The sequence below is a fragment of the Candidatus Accumulibacter cognatus genome, from assembly GCF_000584975.1.
GTDB lineage: Bacteria > Pseudomonadota > Gammaproteobacteria > Burkholderiales > Rhodocyclaceae > Accumulibacter > Accumulibacter cognatus.
The window spans coordinates 1-22,342 of the sequence record NZ_JDST02000009.1 but is presented as its reverse complement, the minus strand read 5'-3'; the positions used below and the strand labels follow the sequence as shown (position 1 = coordinate 22,342).

Sequence of the window (22,342 nt, the reverse complement as noted above, 5' to 3'; positions counted from 1 at the left end):
GGTCTCCTCTGAAGATTGATGAGCAGCATTCAAGCAATAATGATGCCAATCTTGCGATCCGGGCACTGGCAATGGCTTCGACTTCGAGCTGCACTTGAGCTGTACCGGAATTTGCCGGCTTTCCGGCAAATATTGCCGCTGACCATAAATTGCTGCTACCTTTCAAGGAAACAGACATGGAGCGTTCTTGGAATTCGCTGAGGCAGGCTACCCGTGATGGTAGTAGGGGCGATGAACGATATTTTGAGGGGTTCCCCGTTGCAAGGGTTGGCGGGAATCAAGTATCAGTTCTCCTTGCCAATGAACTCGTCCAGACCATCGTTTGTCCAATTTTTGTGAACAACAAGAGGGAGAATATTCATGCCATTTCCATCCCGCTTTCTCGTTAGCGCTTGTCTTGCTGTCGGTGTACTTGCCGCCGCTTGCAGCAGCACGGAGGAAAAGCCAACCGTGGCAGCGCCCGCGCCCGCACCGCAGGTGGTTGCCCTTCCCTATGAACAGGCGGTGCGCAAGGCTGCGCAAGACTTGCTGGCCAACGCCAATCTGGCCAAGGATCAGAAATACAGCATGGTGGTTGATCCGCTGGTGGACGGTAACAGCGGCATGCAGACCGAAGCGACAGTGGCGATGGAACAGTCGGTCGTTCAACTGGTGAAGGAAAACTATCAGCAGGTCGACGTCAAACCCTTCAACAACGAAACCGTCGCCACGCTTCCCTTGCTGATGATCGGCACCTTCACGCCAATCAACCTGCAGGGCAAGGCGGACGGCGAGCGCGATGCCTACCGCATCTGCTTCGCGCTTGCCGATCTGAAGACCGGCAAGATCATCAGCAAGGGTCTGGCACGCGCCCTACCCGAAGGATTCGATCCGACGCCACTGCCTTTCTTCCGCGAGATGCCGGTCTGGGCTAAGGATACGGCTGTCGACGGATATGTGAAGACCTGTCAGGGAACGAAAGCCGGCGACCCGATCAATCCCGCGTACATCGACGCCGTGCTGGCTGCATCGACGATCAGCGAAGCAACCAAGGCCTATCAGGCGAAGAAATTCAAGGACTCGCTGGCCCTCTACCAGTCGGTCCTGACGAATCCAGCCGGCAAGCAGGCGCGTGTATATGCCGGGGTGTACCTCGACAATCAGAAATTGGGACGCACGAAGCCTGCCATGCAGGCCTTCGGGCAGTTGGTTCAAATGGGCCTGGCAAGCGACCGGCTTGCCGTGCGTTTCGATTTCAAGCCTGGAGCAACCGCCTTCAGCCAGGAACAGCAGCCCTATTCGCTGTGGTTGTCGGAGATCGCTAAACAGTCGCTACGACAGTCGTCCTGCATCGAGGTCGCCGGACACACCCGGCGAGGCACCTCGGATCAGATGGACGAACGCCTTTCACTGCAGCGCGCCGAGTTTGTCCGGCAGAAGCTGGTGGCGGTCAACCCTGCGCTGGCGAAGCGGTTGATGGCCAAGGGGTATGGTTCGCAGCGCGCAATCGTCGGCACCGGCAAGGGCAACGAATCGGATGCTCTCGACCAGCGCATCGAGTTCAAGAAAGTTTCTTGCTAACCCCTCACCGATTCCGACCACCGTGCTCGGCATCAGGGCAGTTCTTCGACAATTCACTTGGGCACTCTTCTGCATACTGGGTAGCTCTGGCGGCTTTTCGTCGGCCACCGGAGCGACCACGCAGGCAACGGGAACGACGCCCAGCCTGCGTATTGAAACCGGTACCCACGTTGCCCCGATTCGAGCGGCAAGCATGGATCGTGATGGCCGCTATGCCGTCACGGCATCCGAGGACAAGACCGCACGCGTTTGGGACGTTGCCAGTGGTTCGCCACTGTCGGTTTTCAGGCCACCGTCCGGACCCGGCAACGATGGTAAGCTGTATGCAGTGGCGATGGCCCCGGATGGTGCAGTTTTTGCCACGGCCGGCTGGTCCTCAAGCAATGACGTTTATCTGGTCCGCCGCAGTGATGGCCAGATCATCCACCGCATCACCGGCTTGCCCGATGTCGTCACGCATCTGTCGTTTTCTCGCGACGGCCGAATGCTCGTCGCTGGCCTGTGGGGCAGGCAGGGAGTCCGTGTCTTCCAGGGCACCGATTCCTGGGGCAGCGCGCGCGAACTGCAGGGTGGCTCGGACTTCTCGGATGAGGTGAATGCGAGTGTCTGGTCACCTGATGACAAGACAATCGTGGTCAGTAGTGCCGATGGCTTCGTCCGAGCTTACGAAGCGACACCAAAAGGCCTCAAGCTGCTTTCGCGCAGCACACTGGCCGGAATGGGCGTGCCTTTTGGCCTGGCTTTTTCACCCGATGGGCAGACCGTGGCGGTCGGCACTTCGGACCAGGAAAGCGTTGTCCTGCTCGACGCGAAGACACTGAAGGTGCGAAAGGTGTTGTCGCCTCCGGCAATGGGCAGTATCGCGCGCAGCCTCAGCGTTGTCGCCTGGTCGACGGATGGCAAAAGCGTCTACGCGGCCGGCAGTTGGGCCAACGACAAGGGACGGTTCGCGATTCTGGTCTGGCCTGATACTGGGCAGAGCGAACCCACCGTCATCCCGGTAGCGCGCAACACGATCACTGCGCTGCACGCTACACGTGATGGCAGTCTGCTGTACGCGACCGCCGATCCCGCGTGGGGAATACTTGCCGCCAATGGACAGTCGCAGTTGACCATCGGTAGCAGCTTGCTGGACTTTCGCAACCAGCGCAGCCGCTTTCGCCTGGCTGCGGATGGCAGTGCGCTCGCTTTTCAGGACGCACGGCCCGGTAACACCGGTGATGCCTTCGATACCCGTCAACTGGCCTGGGTAAAAGCTGTCAAGGATTGGCAAGCACCGCGGACGTCAGCCGGAAAGACCATGGTCGACAACTGGTTTGAGCGGCAACAACCGTCCATCAATGGCAAAGGCCTTGGCCTGGACGCCAACGAGTGGTCGCTCGCGGCAAGCGTCTCTCGTGACGGCAATCGCATTGCCATCGCCACCAACTTCCAAATCCGCCTCTACGACCGCAACGGCCACGCCTTGTGGAAGACTGCTGCGCCCGCGACACCGTGGCAGGTGAACACCAGCGACGACGGCCGCTGGGTGGTCGCCGCGTTCAGCGATGGCACGTTACGCTGGTACCGGCAACAAGACGGCAGTGAGCAACTCGTCTTCTTTCCGCAAGCGGACGGACGCCGTTGGGTCATGTGGGTGCCGGGGGGCTATTTCGCTGCCAGCCCGGGCGGTGAGAATCTGGTCGGCTGGCAGGTCGATCGTGGTTCGGCACAGGCTGCGGATTTCTATCCGGTATCCCGCTTTCGTACCGAGTACTATCGACCCGAACTGATCCGTGAAGTCATCGGCAAGGGCAGTACGGATGCCGCGCTGGCGGCGCTTCCGGCCGGTGCGGCAGCCCCTCCCGGCGGTCAGGCAATCCGCGAACGGCTGCCTCCTACAGTGCGCATCGTTTCACCTGACACCAGCAACTGGGCTGTTGGCGGCAACATCAAACTCCAGGTCGCCGTTCGCGCACCGGCCGATGCCCCACCAACAATACTCCGCGCGCGGATCAATGGCCAGCCCGTTGCTCTGCCGGCGCTGTCTGCCCTGCGCAGTTCGCGTTCTGATGCCAACGAGAGCATCTATGAAGTGCCGTTTTCCTTGTCGGGACTCGATGCCCAGATCCTGTTGTTTGCCGAGAACAAGCATGGCGTTTCGCCCGAAGCGACCTTGACGCTCAAGAAACCTCCGGTGACTGCCAAGGAAGCCGTCGCTGCTTCGAATAATATCGGTATGCCTGCTGCTGCATCAGCGCCGGCCACCGGCAGTGTGGACCTGCGACCAGCACTGTACATCCTCGCGATCGGCATCAGCAAATACCAGGATCCTTCGATTCAGCTCGAGTTCGCCGCCAAGGACTCTACCGATCTGTCGAATTTCTTCAGGACACAGGAAGGCGGTCTGTACCGTAAGGTCTCGGTTCGCCTGCTCACCGACCATTCTGCCAAACGAGACGACGTCCTCGACGGACTGGAGTGGATTCGCAGGGAACTGACTGCGCGGGACGTGGGGATGGTCTTCATTGCCGGGCATGGCGTCAATGATGCCGACGGCACCTATTACTTCCTGCCACAGGATGTCAATGTCAAGGCCCTGAAGCGCACCGGCGTGATCTTCAGCGAGATTCGCAACACGCTCGTTTCCTTGCCCGGCAAGGCGATGTTCTTCATCGATACCTGCCATGCGGGCAATGTTCTCGGCACTGGCGCGCGCTCGCTTCGCCTCGATACCACCGCTGTCATCAATGAGTTGTCGAGTGCTGATAACGGGGTCATCGTGTTTGCTGCGGCAACCGGGCGCCAATATGCCCAGGAATCACCTGATTGGGGCAACGGTGCTTTCACCAAGGCCATCCTCGAGGGGCTGCGCGGGAAAGCCGATTACAACAAGTCCGGTCGCATCACGCACAAGATGCTCGACCTCTACGTCTCGGAACGTGTCAAGTCTCTAACCGAGGGTGCGCAATCGCCGGTGACCATCGTCCCCAGCGGCGTACCCGACTTTCCTCTCGTTCTCGGTCAGCGTTAGTTAATGTGAAAGCCGCGTCAGCAACTCACGAATAGACGGCCAGCTGCTGTTCCTGGACAAGGTAGCCCATGGCAAAACCTGTTCTTTTTGTGGAATCCGCGGGTACACAAGGCATTCTCGGCACATGCCTGATCACTTCGGCTTTGCCGGAAAGGCAAACTGCGGCAGAATGCGAGGATTGTCTTCGCCGTATTGACTACAGGGAACTCGATGTCGGAACCAGAAGAGTACGAACGGACTTGGGTCGTGCGTCAACCCGCTGCACCCTCATCTCCAGCGGCTGCAGCTTCGGCTGGAGCCGAGGCAGGCGTCGGCAGCAATGCGTTACCGCTGGGCACGCACATTGGGGAATTCGAACTCATCAACCTGGTCGGCATTGGCGGTTTCGGAATCGTATACCTCGCTCACGATCTTTCGCTCGGGCGCTACGTCGCCCTGAAGGAGTACATGCCATCCTCGCTGGCAGAGAGAGTCGAGGGTCTGACCGTGGCCGTCAAATCAGCGCGCCTGGCCGAGACTTTTGCCATTGGTCTGCGCAGTTTCGTCAATGAGGCGCGGATGCTCGCCCAGTTCGATCATCGCTCGCTGGTGAAGGTGTATCGCTTCTGGGAGGCGAACGGTACGGCCTACATGGTGATGCCGTTCTACGAGGGCATTACCCTCAGGCAGGCCTTGCAGAAAATGCCTGAGCCGCCTTCAGAAGAATGGCTGAGGGGCTTGATCGACCCCCTGCTTGACGCTCTGGAGGTCATTCACCAAGAAAACTGTTTTCATCGCGACATTGCGCCAGACAACATTCTGTTGCTTGCCGACGGACGCCCACTATTGCTCGATTTCGGTGCGGCTCGGCGGGTCATCGGCGACAGGACGCAGGCACTAACGGTTATTCTCAAGCCGGGTTATGCGCCTCTGGAGCAGTATGCGGAAGACCCACATGTCAAACAGGGCGCATGGACCGACCTCTATGCACTGGCAGCCGTGGTCTATAACGCAATCACCCGCAGGCCACCCATGGCATCGGTTGCCCGGTCAATCAACGACACCATGGTCCCGCTAACGCAGGCCGCAGCTGGACGCTACAGCAAGTCCTTCCTGCAGGCCATGGATCGGGCGTTGGCGGTCAGACCTGAAGATCGCCCGCATAGTGTTGCCGAGTTCCGTGCCCTGCTGGCAGGGTCGGACATGGCGGGCACACCGGAGGTGACTGCGCCGCATGTGACCACGCAGGAGGCTGCAGCGGTCACGGTCAGCCAGGAGCCAGTGGAAAAGAAACGAAGCAAGGCGATGCTATTGGTCGGCATTGGCGGCACACTGGTGGCGGTTGCCGCCGGTGGGGCGTATTACGCACTCCGGTCGCCTCCCACTGCCGTATCATCGCCAGTCACGGTGGCGCCATCTCCGGCAATAGTAGCCACGCCTGCCACTCCGGCAGCGACACCGGCTACTGGAGCGACCACGACGGCGGCGCCACCGACAGCAGAGATTCAGACGGCAGACCGGAAGTCGCTCACCGAACAGCAGTTGGTCGACATGTTGCTCGGCAAGAACGGGGCGACCAACTCGTCAACAAAGGCCATCAAGCCGTTCGACCCGGTTGACATCTTGCAGGAGATTTATCGACACCGCGATCCCGAGCACGTGGTGGCGGTGGTTCCAGAGAAGGCCAGGGTCAAAATCGGTCAGGACAAGCTGCGTTTCCGCGTCAGTTCGCACAAGCCGGGCTATGTGTACATTCTGATGGTGGGCACCAATGGCCGCTTCAACCTGCTTTTCCCGAACGCCATCGACGCCGATAACGGGATCGCCGGGGAGGGTGATCTGAGTCTGCCTCGCCCCGGCTGGGCGATGACGCCTGACGGCCCGCCGGGAAGCAATCGCTTCGTGGTGATCGTTTCCGACAATCGACGGGATTTCTCTGCAACCGGCCTGCGCAAGGTCAACCCGTTTTCCGAGTTTCCGCTCGAGATTGCCGACCGCATCGCACATGAGGCGAACTTTGCGACCACCAATCCTTTTGCCGGCAAGGTGATCTGTCCAGCCAGTCGCGCCTGCTCTTCCAGCTATGGAGCAGCCCTGTTTGTCATCGACGAGATCAGCTGACCGGAACCGTCAAGAGCCGCAGAGACTTCCGGAATGCTGCTACTCGTCGAGCCGCCTGATGGTCACCCGACGATTTTCGGGGGCTTCGGGTCGAACCGGGTTGAGCAGTTGTGACGGGCCCTTGCCGACGGGTTTGAGGCGACTACGATCGATCTGGTGGTTCTGTGACAAATAGACAACGACGCTTTCGGCGCGTGATTGCGACAACTGTCGGTTGTATTCCTCGCCACCACGCGGATCACTGTGGCCCTCGATTGCGAAGCGGAAAGGAACGAGTTTTTCCGAATTCAGGGCCCGGCCCACCACATCAAGCGATTGCTTGCCGTTTGGCGTCAGACCCGCAGAGTTCGTTTCGAAGGTAATCAGCAAGGATGCTGCCGCCGGTTTCGCAGGCGCCAAAGAACTTTCATCGCGAGTGACATTGATCGAGCGCGATTTCGTCCGGGCCGGGGCCGGGGCGAGCAGATCGACCAGCGCGCGTTCGTTAATCTCTTCGGCCCTGAGCACCTTTTCAGCCTGTGCGAGCGATACCGCTGGGACCAGCGTGCACCACAGCAATCCCATCATTCTGACGTATTTCATCTGAAAACTCCCTGAAAACAACTACGAATTGATAATACTACCATCCTGAACGCGCTCCAGCAGGAGCGATGTCACACCCAGGCAGCATACCTGCAGGGGGCGCTGATCGTACAACTCATCCTGCCCTTGGTCCCCGCCCGGAATACGCACGCAACTAGGGGCCGACTGTAATCGATACAGACCTGCCCCGGGAGCGTTAGTACACACAGCATACGCCATTCACACGCGCCCATGCTCATCATCGATGATGCGGCGATAGGGGTGCGAGTCAGACGAGCAACCGAATTCGCTTGCGTTCTTGTTCATCGGCACAGGTGGTTTTGCTACCAGCGGTATATGAGAATACCAACGACCAAGGATTGGCAGGGCAACTAACTAATCTTGTATTTGACCATTCGACATCGTCCTTGGTTGCTATCTTCCTGAATCTCTCCCCACAGCTCAAGAAAATTCGTCGCTACTCAGGGCGCTGAGCCTCCCCAGAAATTTCGTGTCCTTTCGTCAACGCTGATTGAAATCGGGGTACTGGTCTTGTAGCGTGGCAGGCCCGTGTTGACTGATCGAGAGGTTTCTCGGTGCCGCAGCCCCTTCTCCTCGACGACCCGCTGCTGGCCGATTTCGCGGCCGCCTTTGCCGAATGGCGGAGTACGATTCCGCGCTGTTCTCGCATCCCGAAGACCTGTGGTCTTGAGAGACGGAATTCGCCGAGCGGCACGAAGTCGCCAAAGTTGCCGTTGTGCTGAAGCTCTACACCAGCCTGAAGCACCGGCTGACAGGCACGGGCAATAGAGTGCTCAAAGACGGGCCTCGCCGGGAGCGACGCCAAATTTGGGAGTCAGGATCTCCAGAATATGCGGATGCTCAGATAGAAATGGCGGTAGCGTTGCAGTTCTCTCGCCTCGGCGCGGCTGACATTCACCGCCATCATCAGTCCGCCGGGGCCATGGTTTCCGGGGAGTGCGTCGGCCATTTCGAGGTGCTGCTCGGCTGATGGGCCATACTGGCGCATGCTGGTGCCACCAGTGTCGGCGTTACCTTCCGGTTTGCCACGCTTGACGCCTGGCAAAGTCCGCTATAATCGTTCGCAAACCATTCCTTCCCTTTGCCACGGGCACCCCCGAGGGAGCCTCTTGCATGCACAATCAATTACTGACGCCCGAAGTCATTCTCCTTTCTCCAACCGCTCTTGCGCCGCCGACTTTGCCGGCGACTCCACGGCATGCCGACGGGACGCTGGTCGACCGGTATGGCCGGCACGTCACTTACCTTCGTCTATCGATCACCGATCGTTGCGACTTTCGTTGCCGCTATTGCATGGCCGAGGAGATGACCTTCCTGCCGCGGGCGCAGGTGCTGACCCTCGAAGAGTGCCTGCGCATTGCGAATGCTTTCGTCGATCTCGGTGTGACCAAAGTACGGGTGACCGGCGGCGAGCCGCTGGTTCGGCACAATGCCATCTGGTTGCTCGAACAACTGGCCCGCCTGCCGGGTTTGCTGGAGCTGGTGATGACCACCAATGGTTCGCAGCTCGATCGATTTGCCCCGGCCTTGCGCGATGCGGGGGTCAAGCGCATCAACATCAGCCTCGACACGCTGCGTGCCGATCGTTTCCGGGAGATCACCCGCGTTGGTGACCTTAGCAAGGTGCTGCGTGGTCTCGACGCAGCGCAGGCGGCTGGTTTCCAGCGACTGAAGATCAACACGGTAATGATGCGTGGCAGTAACGATGACGAGTTGATCGACCTGGTCGAATTTGTCGTCGGACGCGGTATCGATATTGCTTTCATCGAGGAAATGCCGCTCGGCGACATCGGTCACGCGCGCCAGGTCTTCGGCAGCGAAGAGGCTCTGGTGCGTCTGCAGACACGCTTCGTACTCCTGCCGTCAACCGAAACCACCGGCGGGCCGGCACGTTACTGGCGGATTCCCGATACCTCTACGCGCGTCGGTTTCATCTCGCCGCACAGTCACAATTTCTGCGCCAGCTGCAACCGCGTGCGCATCACTGCCCGCGGCGAGCTGTACCCGTGCCTCGGTAATAACCATGCTGTGGCGCTGCTGCCGCTACTGCGTGCGCATCGGACCGATGATGCTCCTCTGCGGGCGGCGATTGTCCGCAGTATGGGCATCAAGGCCCAGGCCCATGACTTCAGCAACCAGATGGACGCACCGCAGGTAGTGCGCTTCATGTCGATGACGGGCGGCTGATCACCGGCAGTCCCTGGCCGGGGCGGTCGTGCGCGCACCGCGCGCCGCGCGACGAACCGACAACCCATTACCCATCCAGCGAAATCGGCCATGCCTCTCACCGCCCGCTTCAGTTGTTTCAACGATTACGATCCCGATGCTCTGTCGGTCGAGCAGGCGCGGACCTTTATCCGCAGCCAGTTGACACCGCTGCAGACGCAAGAAAGGCTGGCGCTGCGCAGCGCGCTGGGACGGATTCTGGCCAGCGACGTGATTGCCCCGGCGAATGTGCCGGCGCACGACAATTCAGCGATGGATGGCTACGCGCTGCGTCATGCCGACCTGTCGAGCAGTGGCGAAACCCGCCTGCGCGTCGCCGGGACAGCACTGGCTGGCCAGGCCTTTGCCGGCAGCATGGCCACTGGGGAGTGTGTGCGCATCATGACCGGTGCGCCGTTGCCTGTCGGCAGTGATGTGGTGGTGATGCAGGAAGTCGTCGAGGTTGCTGGCGACCGCGTCGTGATTCCGCCGGGGCAGCGCTGCGGACAGAATATCCGCCGTGCAGGTGAGGACCTCGCCGCCGGGCAAGCGGCACTCACAGCCGGACGACTGATCCGTCCGGCGGAACTCGGTCTGATCGCATCGCTGGGTTGCGCCGAGGTCAGCGTCTACCGCCGTCTGCGCGTCGCTTTCTTCTCGACTGGCGACGAACTGTGCTCAATCGGTACGCCACTGGGCTGTGGCGAGGTCTATGACAGCAACCGCTATACGCTTTTCGGCATGCTCCGCCGCATGGGTTGCGAAATCTTCGACCTCGGGGTCGTTGGCGATGATCCGATGCTGCTTGACGCGACTTTCCGACAGGCTGCCGCTGCTGCCGACGTGGTGATCAGCAGCGGCGGAGTCTCGGTTGGCGAGGCCGATTTCGTCAAACCCCTGATGACGCAACTGGGCGAAGTTCTGTTCTGGAAAATTGCCATGAAACCCGGTCGCCCGATGGCTTTCGGCCGCATTACCGCCGCCGGGGTCGGTGGCGAGGAGGGGGCTTCAGCCTGGCTGTTCGGTCTGCCGGGTAATCCGGTGGCGGTGATGGTCACTTTCTACGCCTTCGTCCGCGACGCGCTCTACCTGCTGATGGGCGCCGACCCGTTGCCGGTCGTGCCGCTGCTGCCGGCATGGTGCAGTGTCGCACTGAAGAAGTCTCCCGGCCGCACCGAGTACCAGCGGGGCATCCTCAGCCACGCGCAGGGCCAATGGTGCGTTCGGCCGACAGGTGCCCAGGGTTCGGGAATCCTGCGCTCGATGTCCGAAGCTAACTGTTTCATCGTCCTGGAACAGGATCGCGGCAGCGTCGCCGCCGGTGAGACAGTCAGCGTGCAAGTCTTCGACGGTCTGGTCTGAGGTCCGGGTGGGCTTGTGGTCGAGGCTTGCCGAGACGACCTGGCCGGAAGCCGGCCACATGCATGAGCCTCGGCCTGAGATGACCAGGGAGAAACGATGACCGAAGTCATGCAGCGTATCTGGTCCTACTTCTGGCTGCCCGAAACCAAGTACGTGATTGCTGCTGTCGTCACCCTTGCGTTGCTGTCGCTGCGCCTGTTGCCCAAGGAACGTCGGCGGGTCGGCGGGACAGTGGCGGCATTCGGGCTTTGCCTTTGCGGACAACTCTTCGGGGCCTTGCTTGAGGCGCTGGACTATTCGCGCCTCGCAGTGATGGTGCATGAGATCTTCGTCATCGGATCGGGTATGGCGCTGTTTCGCCTGGTGGCGATCTTCGTCTTTCGGGTCATCCTGCCGCGTTTTGGCATGGTCGTCGTGCGTATCGCCGAGGACATCATTGTGCTCGTGGTCTACGCCGTTTTCATTATGGGGCGGCTGCACATCGTCGGATTCGACCCTTCGAGTCTGCTGACCACCTCGGCGGTGATCACCGCCGTCCTGGCTTTCTCGATGCAGGATACCCTTGGCAATTTGCTTGCGGGCGTCGCCCTGCAGCTCGATAACTCGCTGCGTACCGGCGACTGGATCAGGATCGATGACATCACGGGTCGGGTTGCCCAGATCCGCTGGCGGCAGACGACGATCAGGACACGTAACGGCGATGTGGTGGTGATCCCCAACAGCCAGTTGATGCGTGGCAAGTTTATTGTTTTCGGACGCACCGACATCACTCTCTGGCCCTGGCGACGCTGGGTATGGTTCAATGTCACTTATGAATCATCCCCGACGCTGGTGATCCAGAAGATCGAGGCGACGATCAGCTCTGCCGAAATCCCCAATGTCGCGCGTGAACCTCGCCCGACCTGCGTGCTGATGGAATTTGGTCCGGGCTACGGGCGCTACGCACTACGCTACTGGATGCTTGACCCGCAGCCCGATGACCCTACCGACTCTACCGTGCGGGTGCATATCTTTGCTGCCTTGAAACGTGCGGGCATGCAGTTGGCGGTACCCGAGCAATCCCTTCATATCACCAAGGAGAACGAGGCCTACCGGGAGTCGCTCCATCGGCGTGAAATCGAGCGACGCATGGTCGATCTGCGCAAGCTGGAACTGTTTGCCGGATTACAGGAAGAGGAACTGCGGACCATCAGCGAGCGTATGGTCCATGCGCCGTTTGCCTGCGGCGACGTGATCTTTCATCAGGGCGACGCGCCACACTGGCTGTACCTGCTGGCCGCTGGCGAAGCCGAGGTGTGGATGGATTTTGCCGACCATTCCAAGCGCCTGTTCCGTACCATTCATGCCGGCGGCACCTTCGGCGAGAAGGGTGTGTTGACCGGTGAGGCTCGCCGCGCCTCGGTCATCGCCAGGACTGACGTGGTCTGCTACCGACTGGACCAAGCCACGGTTGAAGAAGTCATCCGCTCGCGCCCGGAAATCGCCGAGGCGGTTGCCGAAATTCTCGCACGCCGTGAGGCCGAGATGGATGCATTCATCCGCCAGTTCAGTAACGCTTCCAGCGATCAGGCAGTGTCTCAACCGAAGGCCGGCATGCTCGCCATGATCAAGAATTTTCTTGGGCTGTGAGGAGCGATTCGGGAAGGGTGTCGAGTACAATCAGTTCACGCATAGTCCACGCTGACATTGTCGCTCCCCAACCATTCGCGAACCGCCGTCAGCAGGTCATCTTCGAGACGAACCCGGTTGGCGTCGCCGAAAGCTAGTTCGCAGGCCGCGCTCCCGTTTTGATACGCCAGCCGAACCGGACAATCCCCGGGAGTGTAAGGTGCCAGAAGGGTTTGCAGGCGGTGCACGGCAGTGCGCGCGTTGCTGCCGCTGGCTTGGCCATTGAGTGACAGGCGCAGATGACGGGCGAAACGACCGCGCGCTTCGGCGAGAGTCAATAGATGTTCGGCAACGATTTTGACGCGGCCTTCGCCGGCGAAGTCATCGCGCTGGACACGGCCTTCGATGATCAGCACCTCGTCTTCCCTGATCTTGGCACGTTCAGCTTCGAGCAGTTCGTTGAACACCGAGACTTCGAGTGAGCTGGTGCCGTCGTCAAGCTGAATGAAGGCCATCTTGCCGCGTGCCGTGAATTTGCTGCGGACGCCGACCACCAGGCCGGCCAGCCACTGCGGTTCCTTCCTTGCTTCGAGCGCGGCCAGCGGCTTGCGCACGAAGCGCGACACCTCAGCCTGAACGCCATGAAAAGGATGGCCGGAGAAGTAGAAACCAAGCGCCAGCTTCTCTTCATTGAGCTGCTGTCGCTCGCTCCAGCGTGGCACTTCGACATACCTCGGGCCAAGTTCGTCACCCTGCTCGCCAGCATCGAAGATGTCGAACAGGCTGACCTGCATGGCGTTGCGCTCGGCCTGTTCGGCGGCTTCCATGGCGATGCCGACTGAAGCCAGCAGACGCGCACGATGCCTGTCGAGCGAATCGAAACCGCCGGCACGAATCAGGGCTTCGATGGTGCGGCGGTTGACCAGGCGTTTGTCAGCGCGTCGACAGAAATCGAATAGATCCTTGAACGGGCCGCTGGCCTCGCGCGCCTTCAGGATCGCATGCACCGCTTGTTCACCGGTTCCCTTGACGGCGCCGAGACCGTAACGAATCGTGCTGCGGTCCACCGGCGTGAAGCGGTATTCGGAGGCATTCACATCCGGCCCGAGGATGCGCAGGCCATTGGCGATGGCGTCGTCGTGCACGATCTTCACCGTATCGGTAACGTCCATGTCCGATGACAGTGTGGCCGCTATGAAGGCGGCGCAATGGTGTGCCTTCAGCCAGGCGGTGTGGTAGGTGACAACGGCATAGGCAGCAGTGTGCGACTTGTTGAAGCCATACTCGGCGAATTTCTCCATCAGGTCGAAAAGCTGCATCGCCAGCTTTTCGTCGTGACCCTTCTTTCTCGCCCCCTCGCGCATCAGGTCGCGGTGCAGGGCCATCTCTTCGGCCTTCTTCTTGCCCATCGCACGCCGCAACAGATCGGCGGCGCCGAGCGTATAGCCGCCGATGATCTGCGCGATCTGCATCACCTGTTCCTGATAGACGATGACTCCGTAGGTCGGTTCGAGGCAGACCTTCAGATCGTCTATGTAATAGTCGATCTTCTGCTGACCCTTCTTACGCAGGATGAAGTCGTCGACCATTCCGGAACCGAGCGGCCCCGGCCGGTACAGCGCGAGCACCGCAATGATATCCTCGAAGCGATCGGGAGCGAGCTTCCGGACCAGTTTCTTCATGCCCTCCGATTCAACCTGGAAAATCGCGGTGGTATTGCCGTCCTTGAGAATCTGGTAGGCGAGCGGATCGTCGAAGGAAAGCACGGTCAGGTCGGGACGCTGGCCGCTGAGTTTCTCGACGTAATCGAGTGCCAGCTTGATGATCGTCAGATTGCGCAGACCCAGAAAGTCGAACTTTACTAGGCCGACCTTCTCGACATCGTCCTTGTCGTACTGGGAAACCACCGAACCGCCTCCGTCGGCCGAATAAACCGGGCAGAAGTCGGTGAGTTTGCCGGGCGCAATCAGCACGCCGCCGGCGTGCATGCCGACATTACGCGTCAGATCTTCGAGGCGGGCGGCCAGGGCGAAGAGATCGCGGACCTCTTCCTCGTCATCGATCCTGGCCTTCAATTGCGGTTCGGCGGCGATTGCCTTGGCCAGCGACAGCGGCTTGTTGGTCTCGACCGGAATGAGTTTGGCAAGCTGGTCACAGAAATTGTACGGCAGATCAAGGACGCGGCCGACGTCACGAATCACCGCTTTCGACGACATGGTGCCGAAAGTGACGATCTGCGAGACCGCCGCTGCCCCGTACTTCCGGCGCACGTACTCGATTACCCGCCAGCGATTGTCCTGACAGAAGTCGATGTCGAAGTCGGGCATCGATACCCGCTCGGGATTGAGAAAACGTTCGAAGAGCAGCGCGTAGCGCAAGGGATCGAGGTCGGTAATCCCCAACGCGTAGGCGACGACCGAACCCGCGCCCGATCCGCGGCCCGGCCCCACCGGACAACCGTTGTGCTTGGCCCAGTTGATGAAATCGGCAACGATCAGGAAGTAGCCGGGGAATCCCATCTGTACGATGGTGTCGGTTTCCAGCTGCAGGCGGGCGTCATAGGGCGGGCGCTCTGCGAGACGTTCGGCCGGGTCAGGAAAGAGCTGCTGCAGGCGAAGCTCAAGGCCGGCAACGGCCTCCCGGCGGAGATAATCGTCGAGCGTCACGCCGTCCGGGGTCGGGAAAGCTGGCAGGTAGCTCTTGCCAAGCGTGATCTGCAGATTGCAGCGCTTGGCGATTTCCACCGAGTTCTCGAGCGCTTCGGGAAGGTCAGCAAACAACTCGACCATTTCGCCAGCCGACTTGAAGAACTGCTCTTCGGTGTACAACTTTGGGCGGCGCGGATCACCGAGCATATAGCCCTCAGCAATGCATACTCTTGCTTCATGCGCCTTGAAGTCGTCACGTTCGAGAAACTGGATCGGGTGAGTGGCAACCAGCGGCAGTTCAAGATCAGCCGCCAGATCGGCAGTCCTGGAGACCAGCAACTCCTGCTGCGCCTGGCCATAACGCTGCACTTCAAGGTAGAAGGCCGCAGGGAATAATTGCTCCCATTGGCGCGCGCGACTTGCGGCCTGTTGATAATTTCCCTGCAACAGTGCTTCGCCAACGTCGCCGGCAGCCGCACCTGAGAGAGCGATCAATCCATCGACGCCAATTTCCTGCAACATCCGGCGCGTGATTTCGGCTCGCCCACGCATCCGTGGGGCCAGGTAGGCACGCGACAGCAACTCGCACAGTTGCAGATAACCCTGCCGTGAGCGACAGAACAGCAGCAGACGATAGGGGCGATCCGGATCGCTATCGTTGGCAATCCAGACATCGCTGCCAAGTAGCGGCTTGATCCCTCGGCTGCGCGCCGAAGAATAGAACTTGACCAGCCCGAAGAGATTGGCGAGGTCAGTCAGCGCCAGTGCCGGCATCCCGTAGCGGGCAGCACGGTCAACCGCATCGTCAAGACGGACGATGCCGTCAGTGATCGAATACTCGCTGTGCAGTCGGAGGTGGATGAACGGACTCTCTGGCATCCCGGCATTTTACCCCGACGGGTCTTCCCTCGCAGCTCTTTAAGTGCTTGAAAACATTAGTACCATTACATGCCTACAAATGAGCTAAGTGTTTGAAATTATTAGAGCGAAGGGGGGAGATCCGCCCGAGGGGGAACGGCAAACGCGATCATCGCAGGCAGGAGGAGGGGTGCAGTCCGTGTGCTGATGTACCGCCCGAGTGAATTCTGACACAGCACGACTCGTCTCTTTGGCGTAGCATTGAATTCGCCAACATTTGCCCCGATCAGGGATTTTATTCTTGTTCCACCAACCGCAGCCACGCAGACTCCATGACAGACACCCTCTCTGGCCAGATTAATCTGGCCGGCCTTTTCGACTCCAGCGCAGCTCCCGCGCTGATCAGCTCGCTGACCTTGCGGGGCGAAGATGTCGCCCGCAACGCCGATACCCTCTGCGCGGTGATGGGTTCCCCTTCGTTCAGGGATGGGAGCATCATCGGCACTTCGCGACGGGCAGGATTTTCTGCAGAACTTCTGCAGGTCTGGCGCGAGGTGGGGGTGGAGGTGGTCGCACGCATCAGAGGATCCTACGCCTTGGTGATCGTCGATGGTGCGCGCGGATGCGTATTCCTGGCCGTTGACCGGTTCGCGACCGAGACACTGTGTTATCGCACCGACGGCAAGACGCTGGCTTTCTCCGACCGTGCAGACTGTGTTTCGGGGCGTAGCGACGAACTTGATCCGCAGTCGGTCTTCGACTACCTGTATTTCCACATGATCCCGGCACCGCGCACGATATTCAGTGATGTGCGCCGGTTGCCGGCAGCGCATAGCGTACTGCTCGATAGGCGGGGCGTGCATGAAGCACGTCACTGGCCCTTACTATTCGACGAGCGCCGCCAGCAAGCTTTCGCCGACGCACGCGACACGTTCCGCAATCTGATTCGCGAAAACGTCGCTGCAGAAGTTGCCGGCCACCAGCGCGTTGGCAGCTTCCTCTCCGGCGGCACCGATAGCTCGACGGTGGCAGGCGTACTCTGCCAGGTAACAGGCAGGGCGGCACCCGCCTATTCGATCGGCTTCGACGCCGAGGGCTATGACGAAATGGCCTATGCCCGCATCGCCGCCAAGCACTTTGGCTGTGAGCACCATGAATACTACGTCACGCCGGCTGATTTGCTGGCCAGCATACCGGCGGTCGCGCAGCATTTCGATCAACCCTTTGGTAATTCCTCGGCCCTGCCAGCCTATTACTGCGCCAAAATCGCTAGCTCCGATGGCTGCACCAAGATTCTCGCGGGGGATGGTGGAGACGAACTGTTCGGGGGAAATTCCCGCTACGCGATGCAGCGCTTGTTCGAGTTCTATCATGCCGTTCCGAAGGGCGTGCGGCGCCTGATCGAGCCCATGTGCGACGATCACAGTCCGTTGCGGCGGATACCAGGTCTCAAGCAAGCCACCGGTTATGTCCGTCATTCCCGTGTGCCGATGCCGGATCGCCTGCAGAGCTTCAATCTGATCATGCAGCTCGACCCTGCCAGCGTATTAAGCGCCGATTTCCTCGCCCGGATCGACCTGAGTGAGCCATCGAGACACATGCAGTCCACCTGGAGCGAGTGCCAGGCGCCGAGCCTGATCAATCGAATGCTGGCTTACGACTGGCGCTATACGCTGGCCGACAGTGACCTTCCCAAGGTGCGCGGTGCCACTCGAATGGCTGGCATCGAGGTCGGCTATCCATTGCTGGCGGATGCATTGACCGATTTCTCGATGGCTTTGCCACCCGACTGGAAGCTTCGCCGCTTCAAGCTACGCTGGTTCTTCAAGGAAGCGCTGCGAGGCTTCCTGCCCGACGCAATCATTACCAAGAAGAAAAAAGGCTTCGGATTGCCCTTTGGCCTCTGGACGACACGCACGCCTGCCTTGCGGCAACTCGTCGAGGATTCGCTCGGTACGCTCGCGACACGAGGTATCATTCGTGCCGATTTCATTCAGAAACTGATGAGCGAATATCTGCCCGCTCACCCAGGCTACTACGGCGAGATGGCGTGGATCCTGACGATGTTTGAGCAGTGGCTCCGGAACCAGGAAACAGGATAATGACTTGATGACCATCTGCGATAGTTTATGGACACGTGAACCCTGGGGATATGTCTAATTATCTCCAGAGTTCGACAGATCCTAGATAACCGTCTGATTGATCAGGCTTCTGTTTTGTGACCACAGAACCCGCCAACGTACAGAAATCAATGAGTTAAAGGCCAAAGTGTCGAACTCGGGTTATTGAGTCGTGACCTTTTGATATCACAAGGGGGGAGGAAATATGAATTATGGTTTGATTGTCAGCAGCTGGCGCATGCCATGTCGATTGATGCTTTTCTGGTTAATGCTGTTAGCACTCTGCACCAATGTGGCTGCAACAGAAACGATCCCGGAATCTTCCGATTACCCGAATATTGTATTGACGACCGATGATTCCAACAACCAACGCCTGGGGGCATTCGAGGAGTTTAGGGGATATCTGGCTAGAAGCTCTTGGGCGTTGACAAGCGTTGGCCCGGGGAAAAGTTCATATGCATTTCAGCCGCAGATTCCGCGTCGAGGCTGGTACACCATTTATCTCTGGTGGCCCGTTTCCAAAGTTAATGCCAAGCAAGCTCAGATACGCGTGCAGCATGCTGAAGGAAGCTCGACTGTGAGGGCCGATCAGACGATGGGCGGTGGACTTTGGCAACGCATTGGCACTTTTCCGTTCACGCCTGAATCGTCGTCGAGAATCGAGCTGGTTGGAAATTCGGATAAGCCGGTAGTCGTTGATGCGTTGAGGTTGCAGTTCGTTGGCGAGTCGCGACCTGGATTGCGGATCGTCACCTCGGCCCTGCCGATTGCCGTCGTGAATGAACGTTTTGACGCTTTGATTGAGGTTGATGGCGGTCGCCCCCCGGTCAAGTGCCATGTTGCATTGCCAAGCGGATTGGCTCTTGATGCTGCCCGTTTAGCGATTTCGGGAACGCCGACCGTACCTGGGCAGTGGGACATTACTATTTCCTGCTTCGATTCGTCTGGCGTTCACCAACAGCGTTTGCTGAGTCTCGAGATATTATCCAATGATGAGGAGGGCTCGCGCGCGACCCCGGCTCTGTTCCGTCCAGGTGCGAGTGGTTCCGAGATCAACGCCGCCGCTGCTGCTCCGACGACAAGTGAGATGGCTAGCAGCCAAGCCTTGACTGAGATCCAGGCTATGATCGCATCCCTGCCAGAGGGCAACTGGGCAAAAGTCAACGCGAACAACTATTCAGACGTGTGGACCCCTCCGGATCTGCGTCCGAGTGGCGCATATGATCCACGCGCGATAATTCTTGCCTGGAGCAGTTTCGGCTGGGATACGAATCGGGCTGACTTGTGGCTCTATGGCGGCGGGCACGCGAACTACTCAGGGAATGATGTCTATCGCTGGCGTGCAAGCACGATGATGTGGGAAAGGGCGTCCCTGCCGAGCCAAGTAATACAGGACCTGCTGGGAAATTACATTGCTGTCGATGGGCCAGATGCGGCCCCAGCCTCTGCCCACACCTACGATAATAACATATTTTTGCCTATCGTTGACCGGCTGCTGGTCTTGGGTGGAGCTGCTTGGCAAAACGGTGGGCAATACAAGCGCCAGGCCACAGCGACTACCAGCAGAAATACGGGCCCCTATTTTTTTGATCCCAATCGGGCTGACCCCGGCAAGGTGGGAGGAAGCACCGGCTCACACGTGCAAAACACTGCACCACATCCCGAAGTAGTCGGTGGTGAGATGTGGCAGAACCGTGACCATACGATCAATCTTGCGAGTGCCACGCTCCCGGCGAATCACGTAAATGGATGCACTGCCTACGCTGCGGAGAACGGGCGAGATACAGTTTATCTGGGCGCAACTTCTGGCGGTACGGCACGCAATCTGTACCGTTATGTGATCAATGATGTCACTGCTCCTGCGGCAGACAGTTGGGAACGAATTGGTGGCTACCTCGGGTCGCCAGTAGTTGAAACTTCGTGTGCATTCGACCCGGTACAAAAAATCTTCGTCATGACTGGGAGCAACGAACTTCCTTTCTACTACTGGAACACGGCAACACCAGGTTCCAAGAATTATGAGGTTCGGATAAACCTCTCGGATACCAAGGGCCAACTGCTACCATTGTTGCAGACGAATGTCATCACACTGAAAAAGTGTGGTCTTGATTTTGACCCTGTGCAACGCAAGTACATGCTGTGGTGTGGCGATGGTCGCGTGTGGTCGATCAGCCCTCCTGAATCAATATCAGCATCTGGTTGGTCTGTCTCGTTGCAGCCGACACCAAGCAGTTCTGTGCCAAACGGGGACACGGGAACCGGCATTCTCGGCAAGTGGAAGTACGCTTCCGACCTCGGTGTCTTCATCGGATTGCAGGACAGGACCTTGGGCAACGTCTGGGTTTACAAGCCCGTTAGTGGAGCCAACCAATCGCCTGTCGTGAATCTTACGGCACCGCTAAATGGTGCCACGATCGCCGCGGGCGGCAGTGTCACGCTGATTGCCAACGCCTCCGATATCGATGGGACGGTGAGCAAGGTAGAATTCTTCGCAGGCGCGGAAAAACTCAGCGAAATCACTTCACCGCCTTATCAGTTTTTCTGGGTAAGCCCTCCTGCGGGTAGCCATATCTTGACGGCCAGAGCCACCGACAATCTTGGAAAAACAGCTGTCTCACCTCCAAACACGATTACGATATTAGGAATCAACCAACCTCCCGTTGTAAGTCTGTCAAGTCCAGCCAATGGCACAACGATCAATGCTGGCACTTTCATCGGCATCAATGCCAACGCCTCTGATAGCGATGGTTCGATTGCAAAGGTAGAGTTTTTCGATGGAAGCAATAAGATTGGCGAATCTCTGTCACCTCCCTACAGCGTCGCCTGGTCTGCCAGTGTCCCTGGCTCTTATACGCTTTCGGCAATCGCGTATGACAACTTGGGGGCCAGCACTTCATCCGCGCCCATTTCCGTGACTGTTATCGCTCCCCTTCCAGTGAGCACCCTTTATCTGCAAGATGGGGTCAACGGCTACGCTGGAACACGCGATACGTATCTTTCGGTATATTCCAAGACAACAAGCCTGGGTACCCAAACATACTTTTTGTCTGGCGGCTCGTCGTATACCAGTCTGGTCCGGTTTGCGATCTTTGCTTCCGAGGGTGGTCCCATACCCGATGGGGCTACCATCCAGTCCGCCACGCTGAGTATGTACAAGTCAAGCCCATACGATTATACCTATCGAGCCCATCGAATATTGATGGATTGGAGTGAAACGCAGGCCACATGGCAGCAGCGTCTGGCCGGTGCCGCATGGAGCGCCGCTGGCGCAAACAATGCCGGAAGCGATTACCTCAGTATCGCTGATGGACAGGGTAGCGTCGGATGGAATAGTGGATGGCTGGACATCGATGTCAGCGTGGGGGTACAGCAAATGGCACAAGGTAAGCCCAATTTCGGCTGGCGCCTGATCGGGGTCAGCGGCAACAACAATCTCAAACGCTTTTATACCCGAGAGTCGGCCTCCGATCCCAACCTTAGACCCAAACTCACGATCATCTACAATAGCGCACAATGATGCCTGTATCGGAAAACTCAAGGGCTTCCCCATCATTGATTCGGTGACAGAATACGAACAATCGTTGATGCGGCTGAACTGGCTTGGCTTGGCTCGGATTGCGGTCTAATTCTTCCTAGTAAGTGCTCATGATGGGACGCGATACGTGATCAAATTACTGCAGACAGTTAGGGACCGTGCTTCGAGGCAGTTGCTTCATGCCGCAAGGCGTTTGGCGACCGACGCAGGCTGGGCCCAGATCTGCTATGACCTGGGGGCACCAGGCATGCTTGCAGGGCTCCTGGCGCTACGCGCACGCGGCGTATTGCTGCAATCGGTGATTGACGCCGGTGCGTGTATTGGCGATTGGACTCGGCTATTGCGAAGGGTATTCCCGGACGCCAAGGTATTAATGATCGAACCACAGCAGCGGCACATGGCTACCCTGGAGCGGTTCTGCGGGCGGGAACTAGGAATAAGCTTCGCAAGCTCGTTGCTAGGGCCGCCAGAATTGAAAGAGACGGCATTCGTCATCCTGGACGACACTGCGGGGGGTACAGGTTCGTCGGTATTTCCGGAGAACTCAAACGTGCCACGGCATGTCGTGACCTTGCCGGTAACGACTCTGGATGAACTGATCCAAAAGTACTCGATGCAGCCACCGGATCTGATCAAGCTTGATGTGCAGGGCTACGAACTGGAAGTGCTGAAAGGCGCGACTTCAGCGCTGACCACCGCCGGCTTCGTGCTAAGGTGATTTCCTCATTTT

12 protein-coding genes are annotated in these 22,342 nt (G+C 59.0%); 9 read left to right on the top strand and 3 right to left on the bottom strand.

Translation table 11 applies throughout. The annotated features are described in order from the left end of the window. Window positions 1-360: 360 nt before the first annotated feature. The 3 genes from AW06_RS02325 (at window position 361) to AW06_RS02315 (ending at window position 6,673) form a co-directional block, all read left to right on the top strand. Entirely contained in the window at window positions 361-1,560 is a 1,200-nt protein-coding gene (locus AW06_RS02325; protein WP_034944974.1) for an OmpA family protein, read from the top strand. Further along, a complete protein-coding gene (locus AW06_RS02320; protein ID WP_273704315.1) occupies window positions 1,517-4,573 on the top strand; it encodes a caspase family protein in 3,057 nt (1,018 codons plus the stop codon). Before AW06_RS02325 ends, AW06_RS02320 begins: the two co-directional genes overlap by 44 nt. A gap of 210 nt (window positions 4,574-4,783) precedes the next feature. Then, the gene (locus AW06_RS02315; protein ID WP_034944971.1) at window positions 4,784-6,673 is read left to right on the top strand and encodes a serine/threonine-protein kinase; all 1,890 of its coding nucleotides are present in this window, start codon (window positions 4,784-4,786) and stop codon (window positions 6,671-6,673) included. 39 nt (window positions 6,674-6,712) lie between these two features. On the opposite strand, the gene AW06_RS02310 is transcribed toward AW06_RS02315, so the two are convergent. Further along, on the bottom strand, window positions 6,713-7,255 hold the full coding sequence (locus AW06_RS02310) for an OmpA family protein (protein WP_046535128.1): 543 nt from the start codon (window positions 7,253-7,255) through the stop codon (window positions 6,713-6,715). A gap of 835 nt (window positions 7,256-8,090) precedes the next feature. Next, entirely contained in the window at window positions 8,091-8,321 is a 231-nt protein-coding gene (locus AW06_RS02305) for a hypothetical protein (protein ID WP_034944965.1), read from the bottom strand. Window positions 8,322-8,389: 68 nt separating this feature from the next. Between AW06_RS02305 and moaA the strand changes: the two genes are divergently transcribed. From moaA to AW06_RS02290, 3 genes are all read left to right on the top strand, one after another. Beyond that, window positions 8,390-9,463 (top strand): GTP 3',8-cyclase MoaA, encoded by a 1,074-nt coding sequence (gene moaA / locus AW06_RS02300; RefSeq protein ID WP_138677414.1) that lies wholly within the window; start codon window positions 8,390-8,392, stop codon window positions 9,461-9,463. A gap of 90 nt (window positions 9,464-9,553) precedes the next feature. Then, the gene (gene glp, locus AW06_RS02295) at window positions 9,554-10,843 is read left to right on the top strand and encodes a gephyrin-like molybdotransferase Glp (protein WP_034944963.1); all 1,290 of its coding nucleotides are present in this window, start codon (window positions 9,554-9,556) and stop codon (window positions 10,841-10,843) included. Window positions 10,844-10,939: 96 nt separating this feature from the next. Continuing rightward, window positions 10,940-12,472, top strand: coding sequence for a mechanosensitive ion channel family protein (locus AW06_RS02290; RefSeq protein ID WP_138677415.1), 1,533 nt, complete (start codon window positions 10,940-10,942; stop codon window positions 12,470-12,472). 35 nt (window positions 12,473-12,507) lie between these two features. Here AW06_RS02290 and dnaE read toward each other — a convergent pair whose 3' ends face one another. Beyond that, complete coding sequence (gene dnaE / locus AW06_RS02285) at window positions 12,508-15,978, bottom strand: DNA polymerase III subunit alpha (RefSeq protein WP_034944960.1); 3,471 nt, start codon at window positions 15,976-15,978, stop codon at window positions 12,508-12,510. 311 nt (window positions 15,979-16,289) lie between these two features. On the opposite strand from dnaE, the gene AW06_RS02280 reads away from it, so the two are divergent. The 3 genes from AW06_RS02280 to AW06_RS02270 all read left to right on the top strand — a co-directional run bounded on the left by AW06_RS02280 (window position 16,290) and on the right by AW06_RS02270 (window position 22,330). Next, entirely contained in the window at window positions 16,290-18,059 is a 1,770-nt protein-coding gene (locus AW06_RS02280; RefSeq protein WP_034944957.1) for an asparagine synthase C-terminal domain-containing protein, read from the top strand. 223 nt (window positions 18,060-18,282) lie between these two features. Then, window positions 18,283-21,594: an Ig-like domain-containing protein gene (locus tag AW06_RS02275; protein WP_273704314.1), complete on the top strand. Its 3,312-nt coding sequence runs from the start codon at window positions 18,283-18,285 to the stop codon at window positions 21,592-21,594. A gap of 145 nt (window positions 21,595-21,739) precedes the next feature. Continuing rightward, window positions 21,740-22,330 carry an FkbM family methyltransferase gene (locus tag AW06_RS02270; RefSeq protein WP_034944948.1) on the top strand — a complete coding sequence of 197 codons (591 nt, stop codon included), beginning with the start codon at window positions 21,740-21,742 and terminating at the stop codon, window positions 22,328-22,330. Window positions 22,331-22,342: the final 12 nt, after the last annotated feature.